The sequence below is a fragment of the Fulvivirga kasyanovii genome, from assembly GCF_009711405.1.
Lineage (GTDB): Bacteria > Bacteroidota > Bacteroidia > Cytophagales > Cyclobacteriaceae > Fulvivirga > Fulvivirga kasyanovii.
Genome location: NZ_SMLW01000565.1, coordinates 1 through 20,141 on the forward strand (window position 1 = coordinate 1; position 20,141 = coordinate 20,141).

Consider the following 20,141-nt stretch of genomic DNA (forward strand, 5'->3'; position numbering starts at 1 on the left):
AGGTATATAACTAGCTATGAACAAGGAGAATATAGAAGAAAACGAAGTGAAGGATACCAAAGAATCAACTCAGAATGGAGCAAATGAGGCTTCAATGGGTGAAAAGCCCGAAAATGTTGATGCAATAAAGGAAGAAGTCGAGAACAAATCTGAAGAAAAAGAATCTGAGGAAGGCGATGCTTCAAATAAAGAATTGGAACGTCTGAAAGACGAATTGGCAGAAAGCAAAGACAAGTACCTGCGCCTATACTCCGAATTTGAAAATTTCCGAAGAAGGACAGCAAAAGAAAAGCTGGACATGGTACAAACTGCCAATGAAGACCTGATGACTGCTTTGATACCGGTAATTGACGACTTCGAACGAGCTGAAAAATCATTTGAGGATAAAAGCACTGACCTTGGTGCTGTAAAGGAAGGTGTACAACTCATTCACAATAAATTCAAGAAAGTTTTAGAGCAAAAAGGCCTGAAAGCAATGGAAGGTAAAGAGGGTATGGATTTCGACTCTGAATTCCACGAAGCCATCACTCAAATACCGGCTCCCAAAAAGAACCTCAAAGGCAAGGTGGTTGATGTTGTGGAGAAGGGCTATATGTTAAAAGATAAAGTTATCAGATACGCCAAAGTAGTTATCGGAAACTAAGAGCGAGAAAATTCAAGTTTATGGCGAAAAGAGATTTTTACGAGATTTTAGGAGTGGATAAATCCGCTTCTCAGGACGAGATCAAGAAGGCTTACAGAAAGGTAGCCATCAAGTACCACCCGGATAAAAACCCGGATGATGCTGAGGCTGAGGATAAATTTAAGGAAGCTGCGGAAGCCTATGAAATATTAAGCAATCCTGAGAAAAGGCAAAGATATGATCAGTTTGGTCATGCCGGAATGAACGGAGGCGGCTTCGGCGGCGGCATGAATATGGATGATATTTTCTCTCAATTTGGAGATATCTTTGGCGGCGGAGGCAGCCCGTTTGAGAGTTTCTTCGGAGGCGGCGGCGGTCGCAGAAGACAAAGGAGGGGATCAAACCTTCGCATTAAACTTAAACTCACCCTGGAGGAAATAGCCGAGGGCGTTGAGAAAAAAATAAAAGTTAACAGGCTGATCAAAGCCGATGGTGTTACCTTCAAAAGCTGTTCTACCTGCCATGGTAGCGGACAAGTGAGAAAGGCCGTAAACACCATGCTAGGTCAGATGGTATCTACCAGCACGTGCCCTACCTGTAACGGATCAGGCCAGATCATAGATCACAGGCCTCCCGGAGTTGACAGTTCAGGGCTTGTACCTAAAGAAGAGGTTATCAGTGTGAAAATACCTGGTGGCGTAAGTGATGGCATCCAGCTCTCCATGTCAGGTAAAGGTAACGAAGCACCTGGCGGAGGACCTGCCGGAGACCTGCTGATCGTAATCGAGGAAAAAGAAGACGATCAACTGATCAGGGAGGGTAATAACGTAGTTTATGACCTCTATGTCAGCTTTATTGATGCTGCGCTGGGCACATCGGTAGAAGTACCTACCATATCCGGCAAGGCACGTATTAAAATAGATCCGGGTACTCAAAGCGGAAAAATATTAAGGCTAAGGGGCAAAGGAATTAAAGACCTGAACGGTTACGGCAAAGGAGATCAACTGATCCATGTCAACGTATGGACACCGAAACATCTCTCTTCTGATGAAAAAGCAAAGCTGGAAAGCATGCGCGATTCATCCAATTTCCACCCAAAACCTGGGAAAAGCGAGAAGAGTATATTCGGAAAAATGAGAGAGTTTTTTGAATAAAAAAAGATGAAATAGAATGAAAGCGACAAATTTACTGTTTGTCGCTTTTTTTGTTGATAATTTTCTAATGTCTTGTAACTCAACAAAAACAAATACCGTATTTACTCACACTATGCGGAGAAGAATTTTTTTACTGGTTGCAGGGATCATCAGTACTACCCTTTCATTTTCACAAATTAAAAAGCAGTTCTCAATTGAGGACAATAAGGCAGTGGAGCGGGTTGATCTTCATTTTAGTGTCAACAGCGGCTCCTGTTTATTAAAGCCCAGCCAGAGTTCTGAGCTTCTCAACGTATATAGCGATCAGGACTACGATAATTATTCCCACTCTTTCGACAAGTCCATCAAAAATAAAACCTGTACCATAAAATTAGCGCTGGAAGACGACCGGTCCGAAGGCCTGAGCCAGTCAATATCTTACCGTATGTTTGGCACGTCAGATGAGTCTGCCAAAAAGCTATGGAAGGTATACCTCACTGATAACAAAAACTATAATTTAAATCTCAAATACGGAATTGGCGAAGCTGATATTGACCTGTCAGGGCTTTCAATCGGGAAGTTAAAAATACACACTGGAAGCGCTGATGTTAATATAGGATACCTATCCGGAAAAAATAACCAGGTGGTAATGGACACCTTTTATGTAAAGGTAGACCTGGGATCTGTAAACGTAAAGAAGCTTAACCTTTCCCGATCCAAACATGTGGTAGCAGACATAGGTTTTGGCAATCTCCTCCTGGACTTTAGCGATAAACCTCAGGTAAGAAGTGAAATTAAAGGCAGCGTAGGGGCCGGTAATCTGATGATCATGCTTCCTGAAGATGAGATTCCGGTAATAGTCACCGTCAATGACTCCTGGCTCTGCAAAGTGAAACTTACCAAATCCTTTAAAAAACTTTCTGACAATGTTTTTGTAAACGATGCCTATGATGAAGATGCTGACAATTTGCTGTCATTTAATCTGGATGTGAGTATGGGCAGCATTGTTTTCAAAGAAAAGAAGTAACCCCCGCCTCTTTTATCTAATTTTCAGCAGATTATATAACCGTTCCCTATAGTTTGCTTCGCCTTCACCCTTATTTATGGTAGATTCGTCATTGGATTGATGCCACCTATGGATATATTCGCCATATAAAGCATTGACCCTGAACAGAAACTAAACCTTAAATATTTTGGAAGCACTTATTGCAAAAAATATTACTAAGCGGTATTCCAATCATACCGCTCTGGATAATGTAAGCCTGAGTATTCCTTCGCAAAGCATTTTTGGGCTTCTTGGGCCTAACGGTGCCGGAAAAACCACTATGATCCGCATTATCAACCAGATCATAGATGCTGACGAAGGTGAGGTACTTATAAACGGTGAAAAGCTTAACCCTGATCACATTTCGATTATCGGCTATTTGCCGGAAGAGAGAGGCCTGTACAAAAAAATGAAAGTTGGCGAGCAACTTGTATATCTGGGGCAGCTTCGAAACCTCTCAAGGAAAGAAGCCATACTGCGCAGCAAAGCATGGACAAAAAAGCTGGGAATTTATGAATGGTGGGACAAAAAAGTGGAAGACCTTTCCAAAGGTATGGCCCAAAAAATACAGTTCATTTCTACCGTACTCCATGAACCCAAACTGATCATACTGGATGAACCCTTCTCCGGCTTCGATCCGGTGAATGCCAATCTGATAAAAGATGAAATTTTTGAGCTTAGAGAAAAAGGTAGCACCATCATATTTTCAACACATCGTATGGAGTCGGTCGAAGAACTTTGCGACCATATTGCACTGATCAATCATGCACAACTTATTCTGGAAGGCTCCAAAAAAGACATCAAACACTCTTATAGGTCAAACACATACATAGTGGAGCACCAGGGCTCACTCAACGGGTCACTTCCCGACAACTTTTCAGTACTGGACAACAACCTTCTATACGACAATTTCTATCAAAGTATAGTGAAAATGACCGAGGGTACTAGTCCAAATGAGTTGCTCAGAAGCCTTGTGGCTGTTACCGAAGTACACTCATTTGTTGAAAAGATCCCGAGTATCAGCGAAATATTCATTTCTAAAGTAGGAGGTGCCCAATGAACAAGACATTATTAATTATACAAAGAGAATTTCTAAGCAGAGTTAAAAAGAAGTCATTTCTCGTAGCCACTATTCTGGTTCCTCTGATATTTCCTGCACTGATAGGTGGGATTGGCTATGTAATGAAAGAAGAAGCTGAAAATGCCAGTGCCGAGGTGATCCATGTTTTAGATGAACAAGGCTCATTTAACCTGGAAAATACTGACAAGTACGAATTCATTAAAGTGAGCGGGGACCTTGAATCTGCAAAAAAGGCATTGGCTGAATCCGATGATTACGGGCTGCTGTATATCCCTGATTTTAAAATTGAAAGCCCGGAAGGTTTTGTGCTCTATGCAAAAAGTAACCCTAACTTTTCTACTATTGGCGATATTGAAAATGAAATAGAGGATGTAATCAAAGACAGTAAACTCCAGGTTTACAATATTGATAAGGAAGTACTGGATAAGTTAAAGACTAAAATAGACCTGCGTGCGGTAAACATTAGCGAGGGTGAAGAAAAAGAAAGCGACGCCGGAATATCATTTGGTATTGGGTACTTCACAGGATTCCTGATCTACATTTTTATGTTTGCTTATGGAGGTCAGGTAATGCAGGGCGTAATTGAAGAAAAAAGCAGCAAGATCGTAGAAGTGATCATCTCCACAGTTAAACCATTCCAGTTGATGCTGGGAAAAATTCTGGGAGTCGCATCCGTCGGACTTTTCCAGGTACTGATCTGGGTAGTTCTTATAGCAGTACTCTCCACCGTAGTCCTCGGACTTTTAGGCTTGGAAATACCTCAGGAAACTGCCATGCAAGCCCCTGATGCAGAAACATCAGAAAAATTTGTGCGTCTGCTGGCCAATATTCCGTTTACCAAAATCATCCTCACTTTTATATTTTACTTTATTGGTGGTTATCTCTTGTATGGTGCCTTGTTTGCGGCTGCTGGCTCTGCAGTGGATTCTCCTTCTGAGGCCCAGCAATTCATGTTTCCGATTATGATCCCTCTGATTGCGGGCATAATAGGCATGGGCAGCATCGTTAACAACCCAGATGGAAATGTCAGCTTCTGGCTGTCTATCATACCGTTCACCTCCCCTATTGCCATGATGGGCAGAATAGGGTTTGGCGTTCCGGCATGGGAGCTGGCTCTGTCTATGGTGCTACTTGTACTGGGTTTTGTATTTACCACATGGCTGGCCGGCAGGATTTACCGGGTGGGTATCCTCATGCATGGTGTTAAAGTAAACTATAAAACACTGGTCAAGTGGTTTATGATGAAGAATTAGTATGAAGTATGTTCTCCCGAGGCATAAATGGGAAAACACCTTCAAAACAATAGTTAAGACAGCCATGTCATTACCGGATAATGTTTATTATCCGGTTTTTTTATTTTATTTTGATCAACTTTAAGGTCATCTATGGCGAAAACAAGTAAAGCAACCGGTATTGATATCTATTACAACAAATCCAAGATCAAGTGGATCGTTTTGGTAGTGTCAGTACTCATCAGTGTTGCCTCCATTTATTACACTGACATACTGGTGGACCAGTTGAAGGAAAGGGAACGCAAGCAGATCGAGCTTTTTGCCAAGGCATTGGAATATACTGCTAATGAAAGCCTGGACAACAACATCTATTTCATTACGGACCAGATCTTGTTTGAGAACAATTCCATTCCTACTATACTCATCACTGAGAACGGGGAAATCACGGGGCATCGTAACATTGAAATCGACTCTTCTGCATCCCAGGTTCAAATGAACCAGCAACTATATGAAGAGCTTGAAGAAATGAGGGATACTTATGAACCTATAGAGGTGAAGTTGAGGGACCCGAACACCAACGAAATATATGAAGTGCAGTACGTTTATTATAAAAACTCATTCCTGCTCACTCAGTTAATATACTATCCATACGTGCAGCTATCCGTTATCTCATTGTTTGCATTTATTGTCTATTTGATATTCAATTACTCTAAGGCAGCAGAGCAAAACCGGGTATGGGTAGGTCTGGCCAAAGAGACAGCCCATCAGCTCGGCACGCCAATTTCGTCGTTGATGGCCTGGGTAGAATATTTCAAAGATCAGGCGCAGATAGAGGATAAGAACCTTTTTGACGAACTGGATAAGGATATCAAAAAACTACAGGTAATTACAGAGCGGTTTTCAAATATTGGCTCAACCCCGGTGCTTTCAGAGGAAAATGTTGAAGTATTGATCAAAAATATCATTGACTACCTGAAACCAAGGATTTCACCAAAAGTCAATATGACGGTCGACTCACTTACACCTCAGATCACCGCGATGATCAACCCGCCGCTTTTTGAGTGGGTAATTGAAAACCTCTGCAAAAATGCCGTGGATGCCATGAGCGGATCCGGGTCTATTAACATCTATATCTTAAAGGGTAGCGACCACCGTGTATTTGTGGATATTACGGATACCGGAAAAGGGATTCCCAAATCCAAAATAAGACAGGTCTTCAGTCCGGGGTTCACCACAAAAAAGAGAGGATGGGGTCTGGGCTTAACACTGGCCAAAAGGATCATTGAAATTTACCACCAGGGAAAGATTTTTGTTAAATCTTCAGAAGAAAATCAAGGTACCACTTTCCGGATAGTATTACACACCTGAGCCAAAAGCCGTTAGAAGAACTTTTGAACTGAAAAAACGCCCCTTGGCTTTGCTTTATGGATAATTTACATGTAGTTTTGCGGACTGAAATTATCGAGGCACTAAATCATTTCTATAAAACAATAAAAGATGGCAAATATTGGTAAAATTACCCAGGTAATCGGCCCCGTAGTAGACGTTAGCTTTGATGCTGAGGGTGCTAAATTACCTAATATCCTTGATTCATTAGAGGTAACCAAAGCAAACGGTCAAAAGGTGGTATTGGAATGCCAGCAGCACCTTGGGGAAGACAGAGTAAGAACTATCTCCATGGAAAGTACCGAAGGTTTGGTTAGAGGAATGGAAGTTACTGACACCGGAGCCCCTATCAACATGCCTACCGGTGATGATATCAAGGGCCGACTGTTCAACGTAATTGGCGAAGCCATTGATGGTATTGCTCAACCTTCCGGAAAAACCAGTCTTCCCATACACAGACCTGCTCCTAAATTTGAAGATTTATCTACTTCAACTGAGGTGCTTTATACTGGTATTAAAGTAATTGACCTTATCGAACCTTATTCAAAAGGTGGTAAAATTGGTCTTTTCGGTGGTGCCGGTGTAGGTAAAACCGTACTTATCCAGGAGTTGATCAATAACATTGCAAAAGCATACTCAGGTTTATCAGTATTTGCCGGTGTGGGTGAAAGAACCCGTGAAGGTAATGACCTTCTCCGTGAGATGATCGAATCAGGTATCGTTACATACGGCGAAGCTTTCTCCAAATCTATGGAAGAAGGTGGATGGGACCTTAGCCTGGTTGATCAGGATAAACTTAAAGAATCAAAAGCAACATTCGTATTCGGTCAGATGAATGAGCCTCCAGGTGCTCGTGCACGTGTGGCTTTGTCTGGTCTTACCCTTGCAGAATACTTCCGTGATGGTGATGGAGAAGGACAAGGAAAAGATATCCTTTTCTTCGTTGATAACATTTTCCGTTTCACACAGGCAGGTTCTGAGGTATCAGCCCTTCTTGGTCGTATGCCTTCTGCTGTGGGTTATCAGCCTACACTGGCTACCGAAATGGGTGCCATGCAGGAAAGGATTACTTCAACTAAAAAGGGATCAATTACATCTGTACAGGCCGTTTACGTACCTGCGGATGACTTGACTGACCCTGCTCCTGCTACTACTTTCGCCCACCTTGATGCTACTACAGTACTTTCAAGAAAGATCTCTGAGCTTGGTATTTATCCTGCAGTGGATCCTTTGGATTCTACTTCAAGGATCCTGAGCGCTGACGTACTTGGCGACGAGCATTACGGATGTGCACAAAGAGTAAAAGAGATCCTTCAGAGATATAAAGAACTTCAGGATATTATCGCCATCCTTGGTATGGACGAGCTTTCTGATGAAGATAAAGAAGTTGTCCACAGAGCAAGAAGGGTACAAAGATTCCTTTCTCAGCCATTCCACGTTGCAGAGCAATTTACAGGTATCCCTGGTGTACTTGTTGACATCAAAGATACCATCAAAGGCTTCAACATGATTATGGATGGAGAGCTTGACCACCTTCCTGAAATGGCATTTAACCTTGTAGGTTCAATAGAAGATGCCATCAAGAAAGGCGAGAAAATGCTTGCTGAAACTAAAAAATAAATTCTGGTAAGTGTGAGGCCTACAGCCTCACACTTTTTATCAGGTCTGCCTGCAGATCATTAAACCAAACTTTGTCATATGTTTTTAGAAATAGTTACACCTGCTAAAAAAGTATATGGAGGAGAAGTAAATGCTGTTACTTTTCCGGGTGTTGACGGCTCATTTCAGGTTTTAAATGACCACGCTCCTTTAGTTAGTAGCTTAGGCGAAGGTGTGGTAATTTATCAAAACAAAGATGGGAAACACCAGGTAGAAATCTCCGGTGGTGTTGTAGAAGTGCTGAACAATAAAATCGTATTACTTGCCGACGGATTGGTTGGAGAGTAGATTTTAAGAATAGAAAACTAAAAAGGCTGCTTAAAAGTAAACTCACTTTTAAGCAGCCTTTTTCTTTTACCCCTTATTGAGGCTATGAAGTTATGTTAAGGCAGTAGAACACTGCAAATACACACTCCTGGGGTAATAAACTTAATGATAGCTTACAGGGCTAAATTGCGGCTGTTCGGTAACACCGGCTGAGGGTTATTACCTTCAAGCAGAGGTTGCTACCTTTCTGAGCATCGCCTCTCCCGGCAATGGTCTCCTTCCATAATTAAAGATTGTGCCTCAGAATGCCGTAGAGTCCTCTTCGAGGTCTTCGAGAGACTCTACTGGGAAGTAATATATAATCCCGCCTTATCTTAATAGCTTTGATTGGAGGGCAGGCGGAAAATCAGTGGAGCAGGTGAATCGGAAAAACAAAAACTCTCAACGTAACGCTTACCAGTGAAACAAGATAAAACCGCACCTATTGCTTTTTCACGCTGATTTGCCTACTACTTTTGCCGATTACTATTATCAATTGTCTGTCAAGCACAGAATCTAAAAGTTAGGGCCTCCCTGGAAATCCGCTGATCTCTTATTGATAAAGATTATTTGGATACTCCGGCGGCAATGCTTTCAGCATGTGCCTCTAATTCATTCAACTGCCATTGGCGTACCTTCGCTTTTTTAGCCATGTCAATAGTTTTCCTGCTCATCTCCTTTGCCTTTTTAATGTCCCCTTTTGCTTTATAAACCTGTGCAAGACCATCGTAGGACTTAAATGATCCAGGATGAAGGTTCACGTTCATCTTGTATACTTCTGCTGCTCTGTCGTATTCAGCTTTCTCAAAATACAGTAACGCTTTCTGAACATAAAATTCATTCAGTGAAGCCGGAAAATGCTCCTTTATTCCAGCCTCCAACTTATCCAGCTCTGTCGGCTTATCCCTATAGTAATAGACTACATTGCCCAGTAGCCCCACCGGCAAGGCAAACGAAGTATGATAGGTTGTCTTTAACTCTACGAAATAGTCAATTAGGTCCTCTGCTCCATTTAGCGCCATAAACTTATCCCTGTTCATTGCCCAGCCGGCAAATAATTTCTTTAAAGCAACCTTAATGGTGGGCAGACCTACAGAGTTGTGGCTTTCATCAGGAAAATGCATAAAATGCCATTGCTTCTGATGAGGAAAATATTTATCAAGAACCCCGACAAAGGGCATAACACCCATGCCTTTTGTATCTGCCAACGATATGAAATATTGAGTTTTAAGCTCCTTCACTCCATTAAATACTGAATCAGCATCTTCCACCGCTTTGTAATCATTCCACCACAATGACGGGTCTATGGCAATGTAGGCATCAAAGGCCGATGGGTTACTCATAAAATAGTGGGTAGCAAATAAGCCACCCAGTGAGTGACCAATAAGTATATCGTAATCTGAAGCTTTATAATTCTGCTTCACAAAAGGCTTTAGCTCCTTCTCAATAAAGCTCATAAACCTATCAGCATCTCCACTTTTTTCAGTCCCATTCGTTGGTTTACAATAGTTTCGATACTTTTCAGCTCCTTTATCCGAAATCCCTATAACGATCATCTCGGGAATCTCTTCACTTACACTGGAAAGCAGCTCTATGAGCCCGGTATCATAATGAAAGTTGTAATCGCCGTCCATAAGATACACAACCGGAAAATTGGACTGATCCCCATAATAATAACTTGGGGGCAGGTACACTTGTATACTCCGCTCTTCGTCTAAAACCTTCGATTGGATTGATATTCGCTCACCTATTGACACCATTGAAGGTGTGTTTTGTGCAAATGTAACAACCGGGGTTAAAGTTAGGATCAGGGCTAAATATTGTAATATCTTCATAAGGCAGTTTAAGTTGTGAAGCACCAAACTTAGCAACTTTTGACTTTTTACCCAGAAAGCAACGGAGTGCTTTGAAATTTGAAGACAAGTAATCTCTGTAGTTAGAAATGATTAGAAGCTCTATCGCCTCCCAAACATTCTTCGGAACATTCGCTTTTCGAACTCCCAAAAAAAGTTAAACTGCCCAAATAGGAAGCCGTAGATCAACAGAATAATATTGTAGATTGGCAGGATCAGCAAGTAGTAACACACGGTAAATACCCAGTTTCTGTCTTCCTCATCAGCGATCAATGATAGAATGGGTTCCTTTAAAAATAAAACCGTAAATCCCGTACAGGCAAAAACAATCAAAATGACAATAGCCTGGACTGTTGTCACATTCCATCGCCTTTCCAATTTATCTAACCAGCCGGGTTTCTTCATTAGCTATTAAAATAATTTCCAGATCTGATCATTCGGCACCGGTGCCACTAATGTCATTTTTTCCTTTTTTACCGGGTGCTCAAAAGATACTGACCGGGAATGTAAGTAAATATTACCATCCTTTGCAGGCTTATCGGCGCCGTATTTCACATCCCCCATAATGGTACAGCCTATTTTGGCCAATTGCACCCTGATCTGATGCGGCCGCCCTGTCATAAGTTTAACTTCAAGTAAATAATATTCGGCAATACGGCCAATTAATTTATAATTCAATATAGCCTTTTGTGAGCCACTCACCTGCTTATTTGAAGCTATGGCCTTGTTGATCTTTGTATTTTTCTTTAACCAGTGCACCAGCTCGCCTTGCGTATTAGGAGGTCGGTGTGTTGTTATAGCCCAGTAAGTCTTCTCAATCTCTCTCTCCTTAAAAGCTTTATTCATTCTTTCAAGAGCCTTAGAGGTACGAGCCATTACTACAGCTCCACTTACCGGACGATCGAGCCGGTGTACAACGCCGAGAAAAACTGCCCCAGGCTTATTGTATTCTTTTTTGATATAAGCTTTGCCTTCTTCAGCAAGCGTTACATCACCCGTTTTATCTCCCTGAACGAGTAGCCCTGCAGGCTTATTGACAATCAACAGGTGATTGTCTTCATATAAAATATCCTTTTTCGTAAGCATGTTACTCGTTCGCTAATTTATTTAAAACTCTGATGTAAAGTGGAATTCTATGTCAGGGAAATTATCCTGTACCATGGTGAGCCATGCGCGTGACTCTGCCATAAAGACAAGTTTCCCATCTTTGTCTTTTGCAATGTGCCTGTATTTGGAATCCACAAATTCGTTGAGCTTCTTTTTATCCTTACTGCTTATCCAGCAGGCTTTATAGAGGTTCATGGACATGAAATCACATGAAGCACCATACTCGTGCTTTAAGCGATGCTGAATTACCTCAAACTGAAGTGCTCCCACTGTCCCCACTACTTTTCTTGCACCAAGCTCATAAGAAAACAACTGCGCCACACCTTCTTCCATCAACTGGTTAAGGCCTTTTTCCAACTGTTTGGTTTTCATGGCATCCTTATTAACTACCTCTTTGAATATCTCTGGAGAGAAACTCGGAATGCCTTTATAAATCCCCTTTTCACCTTCTGAAATCGTATCTCCGATTTTGAGGTTACCGGTGTCGTACAGGCCTACAATATCACCGGGCCAGGCCTCATCGACTAACTCCTTTTCCTGGGCCATAAAAGCTGTGACATTGGAAAACCGGATCTTTTTATCGGAGCGCACATGGTAGTAATTGGCCCCTCTTTCAAACTTCCCTGCACATACACGGATAAAAGCGATCCTGTTTCTGTGATTAGGATCCATATTGGCATGTATCTTAAAGATGAAGCCTGAGAATTTATTTTCATCCGGCGCAATAACCCGCTCCTCGGTTTCCCTCGGTTTTGGTGCCGGGGCAAGTTCAATAAAGCAATCCAGAAGCTCCTTAACCCCAAAATTATTAACTGCACTACCAAAAAATACTGGGGCCACATTGCCCGCCAGATATTCATTGACATCAAATTCCGGATACACTCCTTCGATTAACTCCACATCTTCACGGAGTTGGTTGGCATAGCTCTCTCCCACTTCCTTATCAATAATCGGGTCTTTGATGTCTTCTATAACCTCACCGTCTTGTTCGATCTTGGTTTTGCTGGGTTGGAAGAGGTGTAGTGTTTTATTGTAAAGGCTGTAAACTCCTTTAAAGGTCTTGCCCATACTGATGGGCCAGCTCAAAGGCCGTACTTTTATGTCGAGTTTCTCTTCTATCTCATCGAGCAGATCGTACGGATCTCGGCCTTCCCTGTCAAGTTTATTGATAAAGCATATCACCGGCGTTTTACGCATGCGACATACCTCCATCAGCTTCTCTGTCTGTATCTCCACCCCTTTAACACAATCAATCACCATGATCACGCTGTCTACAGCCGTAAGGGTACGATAAGTATCCTCGGCAAAATCCTGGTGACCAGGGGTGTCCAGCAGATTTATTTTCTTGCCATTATAATTGAAACCCATGACGGAGGTAGCCACTGATATACCCCTCTGTTTTTCTATCTCCATCCAGTCAGAACGGGCATGCATCTTTATTTTATTCGACTTCACCGCCCCGGCAGTTTGTATCGCACCTCCAAAAAGCAGTAGCTTTTCTGTCAGTGTTGTTTTTCCTGCATCCGGGTGACTGATGATCCCAAATGTCCTTCTCTTTGCTATTTCTTCTTTCAATGCCATAGGTTAATCTGAAAATAAGGTGCAAATTTACAGTTTTAATTATGAATTAATAAGTTAGAAAAACTTAAAACGTGCGTTTACTATTTATTTTTATCCTGTTCCTTAGTTTAAATTATGCGTATGCTCAACAGAAACCCAATTGGCAAGATGGAGTGATTGTATTAAGGGATGGTTCAATAATCGAGTCTGAGATTGCTTTTAACCCAGTGCTAATTGAGGGGTTGGTTTTAATCAAAACGGAAGATGCAGTTAAAAATTTCACCCCTCTGTATGTCGATTATTTTCTCCTACAAAATACTGATGGCGCTGGCAACACCAAGTTTTATTCCCTTCCCATTGAACTAAAAAATCAGGGAATAACACGTTACTTTTTTTTTGAAGTATGTTACGAGAGTTCGTCCATTGCTCTATTAAAAAGAGACTTTCAACCTCTCGATTTTTCAAAACCAAAAATAAAGCCGGTTAAGCGTGTAGTACAAAAGTGGTTTCTAATTGATCCTGCAAATGGTGAATTAAGATTGATTCGCGATGATAAAAAAATAGATCGTAAAACTTTATTCTCTTCATTTAATAAATATGAAGACGAAATGCGCGATTATATTTCTGAAAATCGTTTAAAGCTCACCGAAACAGAAGAACTAATCCAAGCACTCCAATATTTTACCTCATTAAAAGAAAAAGAATGACTGTTTCATAAGTTAAGTTTGTTTTCCCTGTTTATTCAATTACTTTTCCTGCCAATCTGTCACATTAATCCATTTGGCATAACCATTGATAACCTATTGATAACGAATAAAATCTTTTGAAACTGAATATTAATAAATAAGAATTTATCATGGGAAAAATTATTGGAATTGACTTAGGAACAACCAACTCTTGCGTTGCCGTGATGGAGGGGAATGAGCCTGTGGTAATCCCAAATAGCGAAGGTAGAAGAACAACTCCTTCGATTGTCGCTTTTCTGGAAGACGGAAAAGGCGAGCGAAAGGTGGGAGATCCTGCGAAAAGGCAAGCTATAACCAACCCTCATAATACGATCAGCTCCGTAAAGAGGTTTATGGGTAAAAAGTACAGTGAGGTTAGCGAAGAGCGTAAGACTGTTTCGTATACCCTTGAAAAGGGTAACAATGACACCGTAAGGGTTAAGATCGGGGACAGACATTATACACCTCAGGAGATATCAGCTATGATCCTTCAAAAAATGAAGTCTACTGCTGAAGATTACCTGGGTACTGAAATTAAGGAAGCGGTAATTACCGTACCTGCTTATTTTAATGATGCTGAGCGTCATGCTACAAAAGAAGCTGGTCAAATTGCCGGACTTGAAGTAAAAAGGATCATTAACGAGCCTACTGCTGCGGCGTTGGCTTATGGTCTCGACAAGAAAGATAAGGATATGAAGATTGCCGTGTATGACCTTGGTGGTGGTACATTCGATATCTCAATCCTCGAGCTTGGTGACGGAGTATTTGAAGTAAAGTCTACTAACGGTGATGTGCACCTGGGTGGTGATGACTTTGACCAGGTTATTATTAACTGGCTGGCAGAAGAATTCAAAAATGATGAGAACGTAGATCTAAGAAAAGATCCTATGGCCCTTCAGAGATTGAAAGAAGCTGCTGAAAAAGCTAAGATCGAATTGTCGAGCTCTACTGAAACAGAGATCAACTTGCCATACATTATGCCGGTAGACGGTGTGCCTAAGCACTTGGTAAGAAAACTTACAAGAGCAAAATTTGAGCAACTTTCTGATGATCTGATCAAAAGATCTATGAACCCTTGCAAGACTGCTCTTAAAGATGCAGGACTTAGCGCTTCTGACATTGACGAGGTAATCCTGGTAGGTGGTTCTACAAGGATCCCTAAAATCCAGGAAGAAGTTGAGAAGTTCTTCGGAAGAAAACCTTCAAAGGGTGTAAACCCTGACGAAGTGGTGGCTATCGGTGCTGCAATTCAGGGTGGTGTACTTACAGGAGAGGTTAAAGATGTACTTCTGCTTGACGTTACTCCGCTTTCTCTGGGTATCGAAACTATGGGTGGTGTATTCACCAAGCTTATAGAAGCCAACACTACAATACCTTCGAAAAAATCTGAAGTGTTCTCAACCGCTGCTGATAACCAGCCTTCCGTGGAGATTCACGTGCTGCAAGGTGAGCGATCAATGGCAAAAGATAACAGGACTATCGGTAGATTCCATCTGGATGGAATTCCACCGGCTCCAAGAGGTGTACCTCAAATTGAAGTAACTTTCGATATTGATGCCAACGGTATCATGAATGTTTCTGCCAAAGATAAAGGTACTGGTAAAGAGCAAAAGATCAGAATTGAGGCTTCTTCAGGCTTAACAGATGAAGAAATCGAAAAAATGAAGCAGGAAGCTCAGGCTAATGCCGAAGCTGATAAAAATGCGAAAGAGAAGATTGACAAGATCAACTCTGCCGATTCACTGATCTTCCAGACTGAAAAGCAGTTGAAAGAGTATGGTGAAAAACTTTCTGAGGGTAACAAGACCAAGATCAACGAGGCCCTTGAGGAGTTGAAGAAAGCACACCAGTCTCAGGATGTAGCTGCCATAGACAAAGCTATGGAAAGCCTTAACAAAGCCTGGGAAGGGGCTGCTCAGGAAATGTACGCTGCCTCTGGTGCTGACCAGGCCGGTGGTGCCGCAGGACCTGAAGCTGGAGGTCAGGCCGAAGCCGGATCAGACAGTGATGTATCTGATGTAGAATTTGAAGAAGTAGATGACAATAATAAAAAGTAATCTGCTCATTTTAATTAAGGTGAAGAGGCTGCCGGTTCGGCAGCCTCTTTTTTTGTTTCAAGGTGCTGGGTTTCCCAAATTCCGGTGCTCAACGATACATACCGCATTTCACCTGCCAATAACCGGCTTCATGGTTTGTCTCATACATATTCCTCATATACACGCGTTCTCTGAGGGTAATTAATTTTTTGAATACAACATTTACAACTAATCAGAAGCTATGAAAGTATTAAATGCGTGGGCTGTAGTGTTATTATCATTATTGATATTCACTGCGTGTAATGAAGACGACGAGGAGCCGGTAAATACCCGGGAAGCAGAAGGGACAGGGAAAGCAAGCATTTACCTGACTGATGCTCCTGTTGATAATCAGGAGATATCTGCAGTCTTTATATCTATAACAGGTGTGGAAGCCAAAGGTCCGGAAGGATGGATCAACTTAAGTAACTTTGATGAGCCTGTTTCCATTGATCTTTTGAGTTATCAAAACGGCGAATCGTTTTTACTAACCGAAGAACAAATTGCCGCCGGTACCTATACTGAGGTGCGACTCAACCTGAACATTCAGGAAAACGGAGGAACCACAGATGCTCAGGGATCATATATCCAATTTAAAGACGGAAGCAAAAAAGTGCTCTATACTCCAGGTGGTGAACAGACCGGGTACAAAGCCATTGGAGGTTTTATAGTACCTGAAAACGGAAGTGCTTCAATTACTCTGGATTTTGATGTTCGCAAGGCGCTGGTTGCCGCAGGCAAAGAAGATAAATACTTGCTGAAACCTGCGATACGATTAGTCGCCAATGGGGATGCCGGTACCATTGAAGGAAAATTATCCGGAACGGAAGCTTTCAACCGTGTTGTGGCTTTTGTATATCAGAATGGCGCATTTAGCGAAAGTGAAATGGACGCACCAACACAAGGGAATGTAAGGTTTGCCAATGCCATTTCCAGCAGTATGGTGGATCAGAACCAGGAATTTACCCTGGCCTACCTCAATACAGGAACTTACGATGTATATTTTGCCATGTTTGATGAACAGGGAGAATTTTTAAACCTTCTGGGCAGCTATAGCAATGTTAAAGTAGGGGCACAGGCTAAAGCTAACATTTCGATCAAACTGAACGAACTTCTTTAAACTGCCAATTGGTCATTAATCAATTTTGGAAGCTACCTTTTACAGGGTAGCTTTTTTATTGTATGTATTGTTCGGACCAACTAATAGCGCATAGCCGAAAACCCATTTTGGGGCATTGAACTGATATTTTAAGCTAAAAACCTATTATTCAAGCACTTACATTTCATCGATTTATACATCCATTTATCTGTAGCAGAACAACATTCGTAGGTTTAGGGAAATCAACTTACTTGTTTAAACGTTTAATTTGAACAAACCCAACAAACTAAAACTATGAAAATGCTTAGAATGTTAAGTGTGGTATTTTTATCTGCATTGGTAATTACTGCCTGCAACGATGATGATAGTACCACCAATGGAAAAGGAAAGGCAAGTATCTATATCACAGATGCTCCTATTGACGACGCCAACGTATCGGCAGTAGTAATATCAGTGAACAGAGTGGAAGCCAACGGCCCGGAAGGCTGGGAAACCATTGAAGAGTTTGAAGAACCAGTTTCAATAGACCTGCTCAGCTATCAAAACGGTGAGGCTTTCCTACTTACAGAAAACGAGATGGATGCCGGAACGTACAGCGAAGTACGACTTATATTAAATATTAAAAAGAAAGTGGACGATCAGCTTCAAAACGAAGGTTCATACATCGAATATATTGACGGAAGCAAAGAGCCACTTTTTGTACCAAGTGGCGCTCAGTCAGGTTATAAAGCTAAAGGAGAGTTTACTATTCCCGAAGGTGGTGTAGTAGGTATTACACTGGATTTTGACGTACGTAAGGCTGTGGTAAAGGCAGGTAGCAGTGGTAATTTCATATTAAAACCCACTATTAGACTGGTTGCCAATCAGGATGCTGCGATGATCAACGGGCACTTTAACATAGACAGCCTGGATAGTGCCGGGTATGATAAAGTTATAGCCTTTGCTTATGAAAATGACACTTTCGCAGAGTCTGAAATGGACGAGCCGGAAGAAGGTGAAGTGAGGTTTGCCAATGCTGTAACCAGTAGTGTAGTGGTTGATGGTGATTTCACACTGGCCTTTATAAATTCGGGTACCTATGACCTCTATTTTGCTGCTTATGATGAAAATGGTGAATTTGTTGAACTGATCGGGTCTTATGAAGATGTGACGCTTGAAGCCGGCGCTAAATTGGAGCTCGATCTGGGGCTTGATTTATTAAATTAGCAGTAAGAAGTCCATTTTTTGAAAAAACTATAAAAAAGCCCCAAACGGGGCTTTTTTATTTGAATATCATTTTAAATTTACCGGCTAATTTAAAATCTATAAATAATGTTTGTTTACAAATTTGGAGGGACCTCAGTAGGTATGCCCGAGCGCATGCACAAAGTGTCCGGCCTTATCACTGCTGATAAGGAATCGAAAATCGTTGTATTATCTGCGGTTTCCGGTACTACCAATGCATTGGTGGAAATCGGAGAATTATTATTATCGCGAAAACAGGATGAGGCCAAATCGAAGGTAACAAGCCTAAAGAAACATTATAAAGATTTTATTGAGGGGCTTTTCAGCACGGCAGAAGGCAAACAGAAGGGTGAAGATATCATTGAAAAATACTTTACCGAAATGAATGCTTTAGCGCTTATCCCGGATTTCAACCTGGGCAACAATAAGACTATGCTGGCGTATGGCGAGATCTTATCAACCAACCTGTTCCATCAGTACCTGCTGGAGTCGGGGGTTCCCAATATACTTTTGCCAGCCCTGGATTTCATGACCATTGACCAGGATGGCGAACCCGAAATTGAAGCGATTTCAAAAAAATTAAAAAAGCTTATAGCCGATAATCCTGGTAAACTTTATATCACCCAAGGGTTCATTTGCAGAAACCATGAGGGTAAAACCGATAACCTGCAGCGTGGCGGAAGTGATTATACGGCATCAATTATTGGCGCTGCCATCCATGCCGAAGAGGTGCAGATATGGACGGACATTGATGGTATGCACAACAATGACCCCAGAATAGTTGAAAATACTTATCCTATCCGTGAATTAACCTTTGATGAGGCTGCCGAGCTGGCCTATTTTGGAGCAAAAATACTGCATCCTTCTTCAATATTACCTGCACAAAAGTATGGTATACCTGTAAGGCTAAAAAGTACCCTTGACCATGACGCACCAGGCACAGTGATCAGCAATACCAGTGGGGATGTAGATGTAAAAGCTATTGCTGCAAAAGGGGGCATAACTGCTATAAAAATTAAATCAACCAGAATGTTGCTGGCTCATGGTTTTCTGAGAAGAATATTTGAAATTTTCGAGAAGTACAAAACTTCAATCGATATGATAACCACCTCCGAGGTTGCTGTATCTGTAACTATTGACCAGTCACGGCATCTTGATCAGATCGTAGAGGAGCTGAGTCATTTCGGTGTAGTGGAAGTAGATTCTAACCAGACCATTATTTGCATTGTTGGCAGTATGGTTTCTGCAAAAAAAGGTGTACTGAAAAGGATATTTACTTCCGTATCAGACATACCGGTAAGGATGGTTTCCTATGGTGGAAGTAAAAATAATATATCGCTGCTTATAGACTCAGGATATACCTCAGAAATGCTGAAGGCGCTTAATAAAGGGCTTTTTGAATAGTAAATACAGAAGCTGCCCTTGTGGGATTTGTAAAAAAACTTTACGGGGCGGCTTCTTTCATGACTAGAAAATTCGCATTTTTAGAAAATTACACGTTAAAACATCTAATATAAGTGAGCGATTCAGTTTGCAGAGAGAACAATTATCAGAACATTTACCGTTCGAATGCGAATAAATTAAGAAACTTTCTATACTATCGTTGCGGTGACATGGAAAAGTCGGAAGACCTTATGCATGAAGCCTTTATCAAGCTTTGGGAGAACTGCAAAAAGGTAATTATGGAGAAAGCTAAAGCCTTTTTGTTTACCACGGCCAACCGCATGTTTCTAAATGAAGTAGAGCATAGTAAAGTAGTGCTATCTTTTGCAAAAGATTATAAGCACAAGGAAAATCACCAAAACCCAGAATACATTTTGGAAGAGAAAGAGTTTAAGGAGCAGCTTGAAAAAGCTATCTCAAGCTTACCCGCATCTCAACGGGAAGTTTTTCTCATGAACCGGGTAGACAAGATGTCATTTCAGGAAATAGCTGATATACAAGGTGTAAGCCTGAGTGCCGTACATAAGAAAATGTATAAGGCCATGGATAAGCTTAAAGAGAATATCGATATTTTAAATAATAGAAAAATTT

The 20,141-nt window shown here is 41.5% G+C and carries 18 protein-coding genes; 14 read left to right on the forward strand and 4 right to left on the reverse strand.

What is annotated here, in order from left to right; all coding sequences use genetic code 11:
- Positions 1 to 16: 16 nt before the first annotated feature.
- The 8 genes from E1163_RS14365 (at position 17) to atpC (ending at position 8,446) form a co-directional block, all read left to right on the forward strand.
- The gene (locus tag E1163_RS14365; protein ID WP_155172978.1) at positions 17 to 643 is read left to right on the forward strand and encodes a nucleotide exchange factor GrpE; all 627 of its coding nucleotides are present in this window, start codon (positions 17 to 19) and stop codon (positions 641 to 643) included.
- Positions 644 to 663: 20 nt separating this feature from the next.
- A complete protein-coding gene (dnaJ, locus tag E1163_RS14370; protein WP_155172980.1) occupies positions 664 to 1,776 on the forward strand; it encodes a molecular chaperone DnaJ in 1,113 nt (370 codons plus the stop codon).
- Between the two features lie 112 nt (positions 1,777 to 1,888).
- Positions 1,889 to 2,782, forward strand: coding sequence for a DUF4097 family beta strand repeat-containing protein (locus E1163_RS14375; RefSeq protein ID WP_155172982.1), 894 nt, complete (start codon positions 1,889 to 1,891; stop codon positions 2,780 to 2,782).
- A gap of 166 nt (positions 2,783 to 2,948) precedes the next feature.
- Complete coding sequence (locus E1163_RS14380) at positions 2,949 to 3,860, forward strand: ABC transporter ATP-binding protein (RefSeq protein ID WP_155172984.1); 912 nt, start codon at positions 2,949 to 2,951, stop codon at positions 3,858 to 3,860.
- Positions 3,857 to 5,134, forward strand: coding sequence for an ABC transporter permease (locus E1163_RS14385; protein WP_155172986.1), 1,278 nt, complete (start codon positions 3,857 to 3,859; stop codon positions 5,132 to 5,134). Before E1163_RS14380 ends, E1163_RS14385 begins: the two co-directional genes overlap by 4 nt.
- A 132-nt stretch (positions 5,135 to 5,266) precedes the next feature.
- Positions 5,267 to 6,481 carry a sensor histidine kinase gene (locus tag E1163_RS14390; protein WP_155172988.1) on the forward strand — a complete coding sequence of 405 codons (1,215 nt, stop codon included), beginning with the start codon at positions 5,267 to 5,269 and terminating at the stop codon, positions 6,479 to 6,481.
- A gap of 129 nt (positions 6,482 to 6,610) precedes the next feature.
- The gene (gene atpD, locus E1163_RS14395) at positions 6,611 to 8,119 is read left to right on the forward strand and encodes a F0F1 ATP synthase subunit beta (protein WP_155172989.1); all 1,509 of its coding nucleotides are present in this window, start codon (positions 6,611 to 6,613) and stop codon (positions 8,117 to 8,119) included.
- 78 nt (positions 8,120 to 8,197) lie between these two features.
- The gene (gene atpC, locus E1163_RS14400; protein WP_155172991.1) at positions 8,198 to 8,446 is read left to right on the forward strand and encodes an ATP synthase F1 subunit epsilon; all 249 of its coding nucleotides are present in this window, start codon (positions 8,198 to 8,200) and stop codon (positions 8,444 to 8,446) included.
- Between the two features lie 584 nt (positions 8,447 to 9,030).
- Here atpC and E1163_RS14405 read toward each other — a convergent pair.
- The 4 genes from E1163_RS14405 to E1163_RS14420 all read right to left on the reverse strand — a co-directional run bounded on the left by E1163_RS14405 (position 9,031) and on the right by E1163_RS14420 (position 13,005).
- The gene (locus E1163_RS14405) at positions 9,031 to 10,299 is read right to left on the reverse strand and encodes an alpha/beta fold hydrolase (protein WP_155172993.1); all 1,269 of its coding nucleotides are present in this window, start codon (positions 10,297 to 10,299) and stop codon (positions 9,031 to 9,033) included.
- A gap of 120 nt (positions 10,300 to 10,419) precedes the next feature.
- Positions 10,420 to 10,722 carry a DUF6787 family protein gene (locus tag E1163_RS14410; protein ID WP_155172995.1) on the reverse strand — a complete coding sequence of 101 codons (303 nt, stop codon included), beginning with the start codon at positions 10,720 to 10,722 and terminating at the stop codon, positions 10,420 to 10,422.
- Between the two features lie 6 nt (positions 10,723 to 10,728).
- The gene (locus E1163_RS14415) at positions 10,729 to 11,403 is read right to left on the reverse strand and encodes an RluA family pseudouridine synthase (protein ID WP_155172997.1); all 675 of its coding nucleotides are present in this window, start codon (positions 11,401 to 11,403) and stop codon (positions 10,729 to 10,731) included.
- Between the two features lie 21 nt (positions 11,404 to 11,424).
- Entirely contained in the window at positions 11,425 to 13,005 is a 1,581-nt protein-coding gene (locus tag E1163_RS14420; protein WP_155172999.1) for a peptide chain release factor 3, read from the reverse strand.
- A gap of 71 nt (positions 13,006 to 13,076) precedes the next feature.
- Here E1163_RS14420 and E1163_RS14425 point away from each other — a divergent pair, with 71 nt between their 5' ends.
- The 6 genes from E1163_RS14425 to E1163_RS14450 form a co-directional block, all read left to right on the forward strand.
- Entirely contained in the window at positions 13,077 to 13,691 is a 615-nt protein-coding gene (locus tag E1163_RS14425; RefSeq protein WP_155173001.1) for a hypothetical protein, read from the forward strand.
- A gap of 149 nt (positions 13,692 to 13,840) precedes the next feature.
- Entirely contained in the window at positions 13,841 to 15,766 is a 1,926-nt protein-coding gene (dnaK, locus tag E1163_RS14430) for a molecular chaperone DnaK (protein WP_155173003.1), read from the forward strand.
- A 220-nt stretch (positions 15,767 to 15,986) separates the two neighbouring features.
- The gene (locus E1163_RS14435) at positions 15,987 to 16,904 is read left to right on the forward strand and encodes a DUF4382 domain-containing protein (RefSeq protein WP_155173005.1); all 918 of its coding nucleotides are present in this window, start codon (positions 15,987 to 15,989) and stop codon (positions 16,902 to 16,904) included.
- Between the two features lie 279 nt (positions 16,905 to 17,183).
- Entirely contained in the window at positions 17,184 to 18,089 is a 906-nt protein-coding gene (locus E1163_RS14440; protein WP_185156092.1) for a DUF4382 domain-containing protein, read from the forward strand.
- A 105-nt stretch (positions 18,090 to 18,194) separates the two neighbouring features.
- Positions 18,195 to 19,511: an aspartate kinase gene (locus tag E1163_RS14445; RefSeq protein WP_155173009.1), complete on the forward strand. Its 1,317-nt coding sequence runs from the start codon at positions 18,195 to 18,197 to the stop codon at positions 19,509 to 19,511.
- Positions 19,512 to 19,624: 113 nt separating this feature from the next.
- On the forward strand, positions 19,625 to 20,141 hold a 517-nt coding region (locus E1163_RS14450; protein WP_221418003.1), incomplete at its 3' end, for a sigma-70 family RNA polymerase sigma factor.